Raw genomic sequence first — 12556 nt, 5'->3', positions numbered from 1 at the left:
TGCAGCAGCCGGTAACGCAGTTTCTTGGGCTCGGCGCGGGCCAGCTCACCGTCGAGTAGCAGGAGCTGGGTCCAGCGGGTCAGGTCGATGCCAGCCAAGGCGAGTTCCAGCCACGCGGCGTTGATGGGGAACTGGCGGGAGGGGAAACGGCCGAAGCCCGAGGCTTTACCGCAGCGGATGCGGTCCTCGACCCTGGCGTGGCCGCGGTGGCGGATCTCCAGATATTGGATGGAGCCGCCGCCTGCCACGGACGTGTCGGCGGCGAACACCTGGTGCCGCCACCCCTCGATGGTGTCGAACAAGTCCAGCTGCGAGCCAGGGTGTGGCCGTTCCCGCCGGCAGATCAGCTGGGTCCCGGCCGGATATGCGGCCAGCACATCCGCTGCGACCAGATGGGTCAGCTCCACCACCTGGGCACCGTCACGCAGGTCTCATGGTGTCTCCGGGCTCCGGTGCCGGCGTGGCTAATCCGGTGGCCACGCGACTCTCACCCAAGGGGAGTCGTTTCAACATGTCGACGGCACCAAGGCTTACAAGGTGTACATCCAAAACAACGCGCTGTTCAATTCTCGCAACTTCCGTGTTCTTGCTCAGGTGGAGTCGGTCTGATGCTGCCGCACGGAGGTCGTAGCGCATCCCGGCTCTGGCACCAGAAAGGCAGGCGACCGAAATGGCAATGGTAAAAGCCTTCGTCGTTCACGACGAGACGGGCAGGATCACTTCCATCTCACGCCCGGCGATAGATGGAAATGTGACAGTGCTGGGTGGCGACGGAGAATCTGTCCTCGAAGTCGAGGTTGAAGAGAGCAGTATCGCCAACCTGGTTGGTGGTGGGCGAGCGGATATCGCAAGGAAGACTGTGGTCAGTTGAGTCCGAACGGCTTGGCCCATAAGCGAGCTCGCTCCGTCCGTTGCGTTAATCGTTGGCAACGTCGTGGCAGTCTTGGCAGGCCCGAATGGAGGAGCTGGCGGCGTTGGCGTACGCGATGATCGCGGTACAGATTGACCGCGGCCGAGTTTCTCGCGCGCGGTTAACGACGTGATCTCGATGATCTTCGGTGCAGGGACGGGTGTGGAGGCGTTCGATCGCTTGCCTGGGGCTCACAACGCCGAGGATGGGCAGGTGATCTGCCGTCTGGGCGATCCCGCCAACGTCGATCGGATCGTCAAGATCGTGCTCGGCCTGATGAATGAGTTCCGTGGGCGGAGAAAGGTGGCGTCAGGGGTGTGGGGTCCAAAACCTCGTTGCAGTGGTTGACCTGCACCGATTGGCGTTGGGCCGCGCATTTCAGGCATCATCATAATCTATGTGGCTTCGGCTGCTGTACTTCGCGCTCTTACGTGTCTTCGGCTGGCTTGCGCTTCTGGCGGCGACGAGCGCGGCCAAGGATATGGAGATCCTCGTTCTGCGGCATGAGAACGCGGTGCTGCGCCGGCAGAACCCGAAGCCGCAACTTGAATGGACCGATCGCGCCGTGCTCGCCGCTCTAAGCGGTCTGCTTCCTCGGGCATTGCGGGCACACCGCCTCGTCTCGCCGGCCACCGTGCTTTGCTTGGCATCTGCGGCTGGTCGCCCGCCATTGGACTCACCCTGGCCAGCCTGGTCGCCCGCCGGTCGACGCCGAGATTGCCCGGCTGGTGCAGCGGATGGCGCGAGACAACCCCGGGTGGGGATACGAGCAGATCCAGGGTGAACTGCTCGCCCTAGGCCAGCGTGTGGGTGCGTCCACGATCCGGCGGATCCTCAAACGGCTGGGCATACCTCCGGCACCGGCACGCCGTGACCGCACGACCTGGCGGCGGTTCCTGCGCACCCAGGCCGCCGCGATGCTCGCGTGCGATTTCTTCCACGTCGATTGCGCTGTGACGTTGCAGCGCCTGTACGTGTTCTTCGTGCTGGAGGTCGGCAGCCGCTACGTGCACATCCTGGGCGTAACGGCGAACCCGGACGGGCGTGGACTCCGCAGCAGGCCCGCAACCTGTTCATGGATCTAAGCGAGCGAGCCCAGCGGTTCAGGTTTCCGATCCGGGACCGTGGCGGGCGGTTCACAGCAGCATTCGACGCCGTACTGGCCGATGCCGGCATCACCGTGTGCAAGTGCTGTTGTTCCGGACGTAGGTGAGAGACCTTCGTCTTTCTGTTGTCGTAGCAGCAGGTTGAAGCTGGCGACAGCCTGATCCACGGGACGGTGGTGAGGGCGGGAGCAGCCGCGACGAAGCCAAGTGGGTTCAGCACTGTCGGATGAGCCTAGGGCTTGGTGAGCAAGACGGGAAGGCATACGCGAGGAACCGGCGTTGAGGCCTCTTAAGCTGAATGGCCAGCTCAAACCCGATGGATATGGGCTGCTGCGCCACGAGGCGCTTCGTTGTATTCCCAATGGAATTGGGAGGAACTTGGAAGGATGTTCCTGGGTCTGATGCCTTACCTGGAGCTGAAAGGTGAAGGGAACAAAAGCATGGCAGGAAATCAACGGTCGTGTCCAGGCATGGGAGCGGCGCGTTGAGGGACCCGCGCGACATGGTGAAAGCTGGATTGCCTCAAGCCGAATCTCCAGAAGACGCAATATCCCGTCCGCCGGAAAGATGCCCGAAACCGGTGCCGGCCCTGCGTTGGTTTCCCGGCCCTACCAACGCAACTTCCAGGGTGCGGAGCGATGCCCAGTGAGGGCATTCAAGGAGATGAGTCGGCCGCCTAAATCGCGCTGTTACGTACAACGGAGACGAACGTGGGATCGCCTAAGGGACGCGAGTCCTAAGGCGACATAGTGCTCGTAGTAGTCGCCGGGGTCACGTCCGGTCAGGGAGGGCGGGAAAGCCGTCCGCAGGGCGAAGGAGCACAGGTGACTCGGACACCTAACGGAGCTGGGAGGTCTGCGAAATGCAAGATGCCGCAACAGTTCTGGGTGTCCTGCGTGAACGCGGCAGACGCGGTTTGCCGTTGGAACGACTGTATCGACAACTGTTCAACCCGCAGCTGTATCTGCTGGCGTACGGGCGTCTGTACTCCAATAAGGGAGCCATGACCCCCGGCGCTGACGGAGAAACCGTCGATGGCATGTCCATGGCCAAGATCGAGCGCATCATCGACGCGCTGCGTCATGAGCGTTACCGGTGGAGGCCAGTGCGGCGCGTCTGGATCGCCAAGAAAGGCTCGGCGGCCAAGAAGCGCCCGCTCGGACTGCCGTCCTGGTCGGACAAGCTGGTTGGTGAGGTGGTCCGCCTGTTGCTGGAGGCGTACTACGAACCCCGGTTCTCCACCCGATCACACGGTTTCCGCCCCAGGCGGGGATGCCACACGGCACTGTCCGAAGTGGTCAATACCTGGGCTGGGACAACCTGGTTTATCGAGGGAGACATCTCCGACTGTTTCGGATCGCTTGATCACGATGTGCTTCTCGGGATCATCAGCGAGAAGATTCACGATAACCGGTTCCTGCGGCTGCTGCGTCACATGCTCCAAGCCGGATATTTGGAGGATTGGCAATGGAACGCCACGCTTTCTGGTGCCCCACAAGGCGGGGTGGCTTCACCGATCATGTCAAATATCTACTTGGACCGGCTGGACAAGTTCGTCGAGACAGTGCTGATCCGGGAATACACCCAAGGAGACGTTAGACGACCGAGCATCGCCTACCGTGAGATGATCAACGCTATCGCACGCGCCCGCTACCGCGGCGATCGAGCTGAGGTGCGGCGGCTGCGTAAGCAGTTGCGTGTGATGCCCAGCAAGGACCTGCACGATCCTGGCTATCGGCGGCTGCGCTATATCAGGTACGCCGATGATCACCTCCTGGGGTTTGTTGGGCCGAAGGCAGAAGCCGAGCAGATCAAGCAGCGCCTCGCCCAGTTCCTGCGCGATGAACTCAAGCTGGAATTGTCCGAGGACAAGACATTGATCACCCACGGTCGCACCAGTGCGGCGACCTTCCTCGGCTACGAGATCACCGTTCAGCACAACCAGCACAAGCTCACCGACGGCCGCAGATCGGTCAACGGTGCGATAGGGCTGCGCGTGCCCCGAGCGGTGATCAAAGCCAAGTGCGCCTCGTATATGCAGCGGGGCAGACCCGCGCGTCGGTCACGGCTGGTGAATCTCGACGATCATGTGATCATCAGCTCTTACGGGGCCGAGTATCGAGGCATCGTCCAGTACTACCTGCTGGCCGGTGACGTCTTCCGACTCAACCGGTTGCTCTGGGCCGCCCAGACCTCGCTACTCAAGACGCTTGCCTGCAAGTACGACTCGACGGTGTCGAAGATGGCGGCCAGATACAGGGCCACCGTTGAAACGCCTTACGGGCCGCGCAAATGCTTGCAGGTCAGTATCGAGCGAGGTGACGGCAGGAAGTCATTGGTCGCACGATTCGGTGGTATTCCCTTGAAGCGGCAGAAGAAAGCGGTCCTCGAGGACCGTCGACCTGACTCGGCAACTGCCCGCCGCAAAGGCCGAGAGCTGATCGCTCGACTTCGCCTGGGCCGGTGCGAGATATGCGAGCAGCGGGCGGATGTACGCGTGCATCACGTCCGCAAGCTCACCGATCTCGACGCACGGGATCAGCCGCCACCGCTGTGGGCGCAGCTCATGGCAAAGAAGCGACGTAAGACCCTTGTGGTCTGCCCGCCCTGCCACCGCATCCATATCGGACCTCACACCGCGAACACGTTGTAGTCACTGGAGAGCCCGTTGCGGGGAAAGCCCGCCCGGCGGGTTCGGAAGGGGGGCACTGGAAAAGGACCTGCCCAGCAGGCACCTCGCCAGTGCCCTACCTTGTGTGTGCGGCGCGTACCCCGCTGTCCTGGTGGACGGGCGGGGAACTTCCGGGAGGGTGCCACCGATCTGGCCTGGGAGGTCATGGTGAAGGACTACGGCGTAGCCATGACGATGCCGCAGGGGTAAAGCCGGGTGCCTCACCCGTCGACCGGCAAACGGTGAACATGGGAAACGCCTCTGTGTCTCGGTCCATCGGTCTGTCCATGCAGGACAGCCGCGCATGGATAGGCGCGGCGGTGGCGCAACCCCAGCCACAGCTAGCCGCCGCCTAGACTACCCACACAGTTTCACTGATGGTCGCCAACTCGTACACCATCTTTCATGGACGTGACCATGGCCGAATGGCATGGCGCGAAACGCTCCTATAGTCACTGGCCAGGGAAAACGCGGTTCGGATTCTGCCGCTTGGGTCGACAAAACGGGGTATGCGGCAGAAACTGGCGCTTGCGAGCTCGGCACATCGCCAGGCGCCCCTTGGTTCACGGCCTTGAGCTGGGGACGCTTCCATCTGCAAGATTCTTTTGTTCGCGCGTAACCCTTCGTTGCCGCCCTTTTGGGGAGGATGCGCCTGGTAGCAATGCCCCGGACTGCCATCGTGTACCGGAGTAAATGAAACGGCGCAAAGAAAGAGGCACGCAGCAACTCGCCGCCATGAACCGCGAACTTTCGACAGCCGCCGTGCCCTGATCCGGCCAACGATCGTCCCATGTCGTGGGCCGCCTGCGATCTGGGCTCGCATACAGACGTATTTGAGTCTTACGGTAAGGCCATGATCCTAACCTGGCAGGGGGCGGCGTGGAGTTCAGGATCCTTGGTCCACTCGAGCTTGCGGTCGACGGAGGCCAGATCGGTCTACCCGGCAGGAAGATGCAGCGGCTGCTCGCGATCCTGCTGTGCCGCGCGGGGAGTGTGGTCTCCGCCGACCAGCTGATAGAGGCGTTGCGGGACGAACGGCAGGGCCGGATGTCCCGTAAAGCACTGCAGATTCAGGTGCACCGGCTGCGCAAGGCGCTCGGCCGCAACGACGTGATCAGTTACCGGCCGCCGGGGTACATAGCCATCCTGGCGCCGTCTGCGCTCGATGCGCACCGGTTCGAGGCGCTGGCGGCCGACGGTCGTAACATGCTTGCCGCGGGTGACTGCGAGCGCGCCAGGGACGTGTTGCGGCAAGCGCTGGCGTTGTGGCGCGGGCAGCCGCTGGCCGGCCTGCACGACGTCGAGCCGCTGCGTGACGAGGCCACGCGCTTGACCGAGCTGCACCTGTCGGCCACCCGCGACCGCATCGACGCCGAGCTGCAGTTGGGGCTGCACACGGAGCTCGTCGCCGAGTTGCGCACGCTCGTGGACGAACATCCGCTGCGCGAACACCTTCGAACCCAGCTCATGCTGGCGCTCTACCGTTGCGGGCGACAGGCGGAGGCCCTCGAGGTGTGCCGGGAGGGCCGGCGTCTGCTGCTCGACGAACTCGGGGTGGATCCCGGCCCCGAGCTGCGCCAGCTCGAGCTGGCCATGCTGGCCGGCGATCCGGCGCTCGACCCGTGGAACCCGACGGCCCGGCAGGAGGCCGTCGCGGCGCAGCTACCGCACGACATCGCCGACTTCACCGGCCGGGAGGAGATCATCGACCGGGTCACGGGCTCGTTGGCTCCCGGGGGCACGGCGGTAAGCATAGTCATGCTCGCGGGGCGAGGGGGAATCGGCAAAACGGCCCTGGCCGTGCACGTGGCGCACCTGCTACGTCCGTCCTTTCCCGACGGTCAACTCTACGTGAACCTGGCCGGCACCGCCGAGGAACCCCTCGATCCGGCTCGGGTGCTGGGTAGGTTCCTGCGTGCCCTAGGGGTTGACAGCTCGGCGATTCCCACCGGGATCGACGAGCGTGCCGAGCTGTACCGGCAGCGCCTCGCGGCCCGCCGGGTGCTGGTGGTGCTCGACGACGCCGCGGGTGAGGCCCAGGTCAGACCGCTGCTTCCCGGATCGGCCAGCTGCGCGGTCATCGCCACCAGCCGCACCCCGCTCACCGGCCTGGCCGGGCAGCACGTCATCCTCGATGAATTCGACGCGGATGAGGCGGTTCAGCTGCTCGGCAGGATCGCCGGGCAGCAGCGCGTCGCCGCCCAGTCCGCGAGCGCCGCCGAGATCAGCCGGTTGTGCGGTCACCTCCCGCTGGCCATCCGCATCGCGGGCGCGCGCCTGGCGAACCGGCCGCGGCTGCCGCTGTCGGAGCTGGTGGAAAGGCTGACCGAAGCCGGCAGCAGGCTTGATGTGCTGGTGCTCGGTGATATGGGGGTACGGGCATGCTTCGCGCTGAGCTACCGGGCCCTGCCGGACGGGGTCCAGCGCGCCTTCCGCCTGCTGGGGACGCTCGACGTGCCGGATTTCGCCGCCTGGGTACCGGCGGCGATGCTTGACGTGACGGTAGGCCAGGCCGTGAGCCTCACCGACACCTTGGTCGATGCCCAGCTACTGGACGTGACCCGAGTCGACTCCACCGGACAGGTCCGGTATCGCTTCCACGATCTGGTGCAGGACTACGCCCAGGAGCGGGCCGCCGCCGAGGAGAGCGCTGCTGCGCGCGTCGACGCGTTCACCCGCGCCTGCGGCGCCTGGCTGGCGCTCGCGGAGTCGGCCGGCCGGGGGTTGCCGTGCACGAGACTCGCGCCGGTCAGCGGGACGACCCCCCGCTGGGCCGGCGCGCTGGAGCACGACGCCCTGGCCTCCAATGCCTTGGCCTGGTTCGACGAGGAGCACCAGTCACTGCTGTCCATCGCCGCTCAGGCCGCCCGGCTCGGTCTCGAGGGGCCGGCGTGGGAGCTTGCCGACTCGTTGCAGGCCTTCTGCGAGCTGCGCGACCTCTACGACGAGGGGCTGCACGTACACCGCCTCGCCCTCGAGGCGTGCGAACTGGCCGGTGACGCCCGTGGGACCGCCGTCATGCTGCGCAACCTCGCTGGCCTCTGGACCGCTAAGCCGGGCTCAAGCCGCGACCAGCGGCGCGAATACGCCCAGCGGGCGCTGGCGATGCTGCGGCGGCTCGGTGAACGGGCGGCCGAGGCCGACGCGCTGTGCCTGTGCGGCGACTCGTACCGCGTGGATGGCGACCACCGCTTGGCGCTTTCGACGTTGTACGAGGCGGTCGACACGGCATCGGCGGCGGGCCACCGGCCTGGGGTGCTGCATGCCTGGCAGCAGATCGCCGGCATCCACCGGGCGCAGGGGCGCTACGAGGAGTGCGCCGCGTATGCCGAGAAGTGCATAGGGCTTGCGGGCGAACTCGGCAGCTCCCGCGATCTCGGTGTGTCGCTGATGTTGCTGGGAATCATTCGCCGCGAGCAAGGGGAGGTCATCCACGCCGAGGCCTGCTTCCAGGAGGGGATCACGATCTGCGAGGCCTCCGGTGACCATGCCCAGAAGGCATACCTGCTGGCGCATCTCGGTCAGCTCTACGCGGGGCAGCGGCATCCGGCCGCACGTCAAACCCTCGAGCGGGCCGCGTCGCTGAGCCGGCGGCGTAACCTCACCTTCGGGTTGGCGTTGTCGTTGCACGGCCTGGGTGAGGTCGACTTCGCCGAGGGTGCGCATACCGCGGCGGTGGACAGGTTCGGCGAGGCCGTCCGGCTCTGGCGTGACTCCGGTTACCGGTTCGCGCTCGCTCGGACGTTGAAACGGCTGGGATCCGCGCTGGCCGCCAAGGGCAGCGGCAAGGAGGCCGTCGCTGCCTGGCTGGAGGCTCATGTGCTGTACGAGGAGCTGAACAATCCCGCCGAGGTGCGCGAGCTGGCCCAGCTCCTCGAGGCTAGCGGGGCACCTATCTCAGCATCGTCGAGGTAGGGCTGACTTCGAGGATGTAGAGGCGGTTTTCGGTTTCGTCGAAGCTCACCTGGACCGGCTCATTGGAGACGCGGGTCTTGCCGTGCTTGGCGAATCCGGATGCGACCTCAATTACCATCTCGGTGATGCCGGTGTGGCTGGCGAACATATGCGTCGGTCCCGAGCCCGACTTCTTGGCGTAGACGTCCACCCGCTGTGTGCCGTCGCCGGCGTCGGTGATGGTGACGTATCCGCGGTCAGTTGGCAGCGCCACGGTACTCTCCTTTCGTTTTCTGCAGAGGCGGCCGGCTGGCGAACCCATCGCCGAACATGACGCTGCGCCAGTCCCCGCCGTAGGTGTAAACACCGCATGAGGTTTCTATCCCGCGCGTGCCCGGGAATCGGGTCGCCGCGATGTGCTCCTTGACGTTTCCCATGTCGTAAAGGCCGGTTCCCTTGGCCCACAACGACACACTGCGCGCAATCCGTCGGCGCCAGTCGATGTAGAGCCGGATGCCGAGGAAATCCGGTGCTGCCGCCCGCACAGCGGACTTGAGCCGGTGATGCATCCACCAGATCAGCAGCAGGTCGAGGCGGCTGCGGCACTGGAAGGCGGTGACAACGACCACGCTGCCGGAGCCAGCCTCGGTGCCCTCGAGTTTCCTGATGCTCACAGCAGTCTCGCAATCTCGAAGCCCGCCAGCGCCACCGCTGTGGCGCCGCTCGCCCGGCGCAGCCAGGGCACCCATTGAGCCCGTATCCGCAAGGGACTCAACGGATCTGTTAACGTCGACCCGATTCGGGCCACCGTCAGCAGGACCACGCCGGCCGCGAATACCATGCTGACCACCATCGCGGCCAGCAGTACCGGTACGGGTGACCCGGCGAGCACCAGCCCGCCAAGTCCGATCCAGAGCAGCGAGGTCGTCTTCTGCGTGGTGACCAGCAGCCCGAGGTCGATCGCCCAGATCAGCCCGAGCCGGCCGGGTGGCAGGGTACGGGCGAATCGTTGCGGCACCTGGCGCCAGACGTGTGGGGTGCGGTTGAGCAGATCCGCCACGCCCAGCCCGAGGAGCAGTGCGACCAGCGCCACCGCACGCACCGTGGGATTGATCGCCGCCGCGACCTCGGTAAGCAGCAGCAGGGGCATGCTCAGAACTGCCGCGGCCACGGCCGAGCCGACCGCGAAGCCGCCCAGGAAACGCAGTCCATGCCGGCGGTCCTCCCGCCACAAGGGGTCGGAGACTCCGACCATCGACCGGCCTCAAGGACTCAGCAGCTGAAGCACTCCCCCGGCACCCGCCAGCACAAGCCAGACAACCATCGCCGTTGCTTGTCAGGTGCGGTCGCAGGAGTAGGCCGACGCGATGATGGTCCCGGAGCTGTTCTTGCGCTCGCAGCAGCCGCAGCCGACCGTTTGCGTCCACTGGCAGTACCAGGTGTAGTTGGTGTTGGCGCGGCAGGTCGAATAGGACGACGGGGTGAAGACCAGGTGGCAGCAGGCGTAATGCTTGTAGTGCGCCGATGCGGCCTTGCCGGTGCCGAAGACCACCGCCGAGGTGGCCAGTGCGCTGGCGCCGAGCCCTCTGAGGATGTTTCGCCGGCCCGTCTTAGGCCGTTGCGGATTGTCCTGCACTGATGCCCTCCTTCTCGTGGTTGGGGTGGGTGTGGAGCAGTTGAAGCGACGGGGCCGAGGTGAACGTGTGCGCCGACAGCAGGCGACCCCGCTCGAAGACGAGCACGCTCGGGCTGATGTCGACCCCGAAGTTCGTGGTGAGCCAATGGCCCTCCACGTCGAGCGCGACCGGGTGGTCGCGCAGCATGGGAAACTCGTTGAGGAATTCGGTGCCTCGGCCGGCACCGGGGCACGAGATGAGCACGCCCGAAACGCCTGTCAGCAGCCCGGTTTGCCCGCCGGCGATGCGCCGGCAGGTGGTGCAGAGCGTGCTGAAGACGACGATCACCGCATTGTCCGCATTGGACAATTGGGCGAGTTCGGCCGGCCACTGCGCCGGTGCCGCGCCCAGGCGAGCCTCCTCGATCGGCTGAGGCGGCGCCGCCTCCTGCGGCACTTCCTCCTGCGCGGGCACGCGTGAGGAGAGCTCGCCCATCATGGCGAACAGACCGATGACGGCGACGGTGAGGAGGAAAACGGTGACGGAGAGAACGATGTCAACCATTGATGTCGGTACCTTCCCGGAGTCCGCTGAAGGAGCGGAAATGGCGCGTGAACGGGCCGGCCAGGCGGGATCGATGCTTGAACAGCACCCAGGCAAGGGCGATCGCGGATGCTGCCGACAGGAGTAGCTCGTGCCGGCTACCCGTGGGAGATCCTGCGAAGGCCAGGACCGACCCGGCGGCGAGCGCGAACCCGGCCACCACGTTTCCGGCGCCGAGTGGTCTGCCGGCGGTCTCGCCGAAGCAGCCGCATTTCACCGTCCGGCCAAGCCGGATCGCACTCGCTGCGAACCCGGCGATGCCAAGCCCGACCCCACCGGCGAGCACGTAACCAACAGGGCCCAACCAGCCCGTCAGCACCAGGAACGCCGCCGTGAGCTCGGCGGCTGCGACGGCACGAGCGATCCGGATCCTCGCCCGCGGTCGCGAAACCGCCCACCGGTACACCTCGCCCAGCCCGTTCGCCAGCGGCGCCGGGCTCAACAACTTTGATGATCCTGCGAGCAGAAGCGGTACGGCGACAGCGAGACTGACCAGGTCGGTGAGCCAGATCGGCAAATTCACACTGGTCAAGCTAGCGGGAGGCGCCTTCACCCCGGTTTCGCGCCGGTTTCATCGGCGCTGCGGCTGATCCGGAACGCCTGCACCACGGTGGTGTCGGATAAGGGGAACGGGACTTCGACTTTTCGCATGAGCCAGCTGCCCAACCTTCGCCAAGGCCTCTTCGGCAACCCGGTCGAGTCGAGATCGAAACCCAACAGGCCACGATCGCTACGGCCCGTCGACCTGCTTGTCAGCTACTTGATCTGCGCAGCGGCCGTTGACAGGCCGCCAGCATATTCAGCCACATGAACCCGACGACAAAGCGATCGCTCTCCGAAGTAGCTGACAAGGGTCCGTCATTAAGGTGGCTCCTGCCAGGCTAGGCGGCGACTGCTTCGATGATCGAAAGCGGCGCCTTCGTGGCGGTCACTCGGTCAAGCTGTAGCCCGGCGCCGCCCAGCAGCGCTGCGAAATCCGCTTCGCTGCGTTCCCGTCCTGGTACCCCCATCATGACCACATCGCCGGCGGCCACCTCCCACCGGTCCGCAGCGCCCAGGTCGCCCAGATGGTGCCCGATCAGCGCCTGCGGCCGGTCGAAGAGAATCCCGCGCAAACCGGTGTGGCCGGGCATGAAGCGCTCGACATCGCGGCCGACCTGTCGAACGCCCGCGCCACGACGTTTGTCGACCGGCTGGTGGGCGACCTGCGCCCCTGGCGCAGTGAGCCGGTGGTGAAAACTTTGTCGAACGCACCCGGCTGGTTACCGGCCGCTGATGCCCCGATGGGCCATCGCCGCCAGCAGGCCCACCACCGAGGCCGCGCCGACAATTTCACCGTTGGCGATGCGCTCCGGCACACCCCCGCAAACTGATCCAGCAGCTCGCGAACTGCTCGGTTCACGGGCCTATAAGCCAGCGGCGCACAAGCCACACCGCACCCGGCACCCGTACGTGTTCAAGAGCTTGGCCGCCACCCACATCCGGTCGGTGTCGGTGATCTCGTCGTCCGCCCAGACGAACCGGCGTCCGGCGGCCCACTGGACGAGGCGACGTGTTTTCCAGTGCATTAGCGTCTCCACTCATGGGCTCTGCAACGGTGAAGGGCAGCAGCGTTCCGTCCACGTCGAGGAACAGCAGCGGATAATCAGGCCGCGCGTGTCGGCCGCTTACGGCAACCGGGTGCTGGTTCTGGAAGGCGAGTCGTGCATCCGCGCCTCGCGCGATGCGATCAAGCAGATCATCGAGCTTCATGAAG

Annotated in this window: 13 protein-coding genes and 1 pseudogene; 6 read left to right on the top strand and 8 right to left on the bottom strand. The window is 65.6% G+C overall.

All coding sequences use genetic code 11. The features are described 5' to 3' along the window. Positions 1 to 431: pseudogene (locus DM816_RS18930) on the bottom strand (IS1380 family transposase); the annotation flags it as partial. A gap of 239 nt (positions 432 to 670) precedes the next feature. Between DM816_RS18930 and DM816_RS42705 the strand changes: the two are divergent. The 5 genes from DM816_RS42705 (at position 671) to DM816_RS18905 (ending at position 8602) form a co-directional block, all read left to right on the top strand. Next, positions 671 to 871 carry a hypothetical protein gene (locus DM816_RS42705; RefSeq protein WP_162907620.1) on the top strand — a complete coding sequence of 67 codons (201 nt, stop codon included), beginning with the start codon at positions 671 to 673 and terminating at the stop codon, positions 869 to 871. A gap of 168 nt (positions 872 to 1039) precedes the next feature. After that, positions 1040 to 1258, top strand: a complete 219-nt coding sequence (locus tag DM816_RS18925) for a hypothetical protein (protein WP_117211576.1) — start codon at positions 1040 to 1042, stop codon at positions 1256 to 1258. A 389-nt stretch (positions 1259 to 1647) separates the two neighbouring features. Then, complete coding sequence (locus tag DM816_RS44575; RefSeq protein ID WP_246002035.1) at positions 1648 to 1995, top strand: hypothetical protein; 348 nt, start codon at positions 1648 to 1650, stop codon at positions 1993 to 1995. A gap of 883 nt (positions 1996 to 2878) precedes the next feature. Further along, the gene (locus tag DM816_RS18910; RefSeq protein ID WP_170318839.1) at positions 2879 to 4669 is read left to right on the top strand and encodes a reverse transcriptase/maturase family protein; all 1791 of its coding nucleotides are present in this window, start codon (positions 2879 to 2881) and stop codon (positions 4667 to 4669) included. 897 nt (positions 4670 to 5566) lie between these two features. Then, positions 5567 to 8602 (top strand): AfsR/SARP family transcriptional regulator, encoded by a 3036-nt coding sequence (locus tag DM816_RS18905; protein WP_117211575.1) that lies wholly within the window; start codon positions 5567 to 5569, stop codon positions 8600 to 8602. Here the strand turns inward: DM816_RS18905 and DM816_RS18900 are convergent. The 6 genes from DM816_RS18900 to DM816_RS18875 all read right to left on the bottom strand — a co-directional run bounded on the left by DM816_RS18900 (position 8580) and on the right by DM816_RS18875 (position 11323). Next, positions 8580 to 8855 carry a hypothetical protein gene (locus tag DM816_RS18900; RefSeq protein WP_117211574.1) on the bottom strand — a complete coding sequence of 92 codons (276 nt, stop codon included), beginning with the start codon at positions 8853 to 8855 and terminating at the stop codon, positions 8580 to 8582. The genes DM816_RS18905 and DM816_RS18900 overlap by 23 nt on opposite strands. Then, positions 8839 to 9255 carry a hypothetical protein gene (locus tag DM816_RS18895; protein WP_117211573.1) on the bottom strand — a complete coding sequence of 139 codons (417 nt, stop codon included), beginning with the start codon at positions 9253 to 9255 and terminating at the stop codon, positions 8839 to 8841. The genes DM816_RS18900 and DM816_RS18895 overlap by 17 nt, the downstream gene beginning before the upstream one ends. Further along, a complete protein-coding gene (locus DM816_RS18890; RefSeq protein WP_162907619.1) occupies positions 9252 to 9836 on the bottom strand; it encodes a hypothetical protein in 585 nt (194 codons plus the stop codon). The genes DM816_RS18895 and DM816_RS18890 overlap by 4 nt, the downstream gene beginning before the upstream one ends. Positions 9837 to 9917: 81 nt before the next feature. Further along, positions 9918 to 10217 carry a hypothetical protein gene (locus DM816_RS18885; protein WP_117211571.1) on the bottom strand — a complete coding sequence of 100 codons (300 nt, stop codon included), beginning with the start codon at positions 10215 to 10217 and terminating at the stop codon, positions 9918 to 9920. Continuing rightward, on the bottom strand, positions 10192 to 10761 hold the full coding sequence (locus DM816_RS18880) for a hypothetical protein (RefSeq protein WP_117211570.1): 570 nt from the start codon (positions 10759 to 10761) through the stop codon (positions 10192 to 10194). The genes DM816_RS18885 and DM816_RS18880 overlap by 26 nt, the downstream gene beginning before the upstream one ends. Then, complete coding sequence (locus tag DM816_RS18875; protein ID WP_117211569.1) at positions 10754 to 11323, bottom strand: MauE/DoxX family redox-associated membrane protein; 570 nt, start codon at positions 11321 to 11323, stop codon at positions 10754 to 10756. Before DM816_RS18875 ends, DM816_RS18880 begins: the two co-directional genes overlap by 8 nt. A 544-nt stretch (positions 11324 to 11867) precedes the next feature. Between DM816_RS18875 and DM816_RS18865 the strand changes: the two genes are divergently transcribed. Continuing rightward, positions 11868 to 12173: a hypothetical protein gene (locus DM816_RS18865; RefSeq protein ID WP_162907618.1), complete on the top strand. Its 306-nt coding sequence runs from the start codon at positions 11868 to 11870 to the stop codon at positions 12171 to 12173. 25 nt (positions 12174 to 12198) lie between these two features. Here the strand turns inward: DM816_RS18865 and DM816_RS44570 are convergent, their stop codons facing one another. Next, complete coding sequence (locus DM816_RS44570) at positions 12199 to 12552, bottom strand: hypothetical protein (protein ID WP_246002037.1); 354 nt, start codon at positions 12550 to 12552, stop codon at positions 12199 to 12201. Positions 12553 to 12556 lie beyond the last annotated feature (4 nt).

Origin of the sequence: Allorhizocola rhizosphaerae (assembly GCF_003426775.1) — a bacterium.
Taxonomy (GTDB): Bacteria; Actinomycetota; Actinomycetes; order Mycobacteriales; family Micromonosporaceae; genus Allorhizocola; species Allorhizocola rhizosphaerae.
The sequence above is the reverse complement of the archived record's forward strand: the minus strand, read 5'-3'. Positions and strand labels throughout refer to the sequence as shown.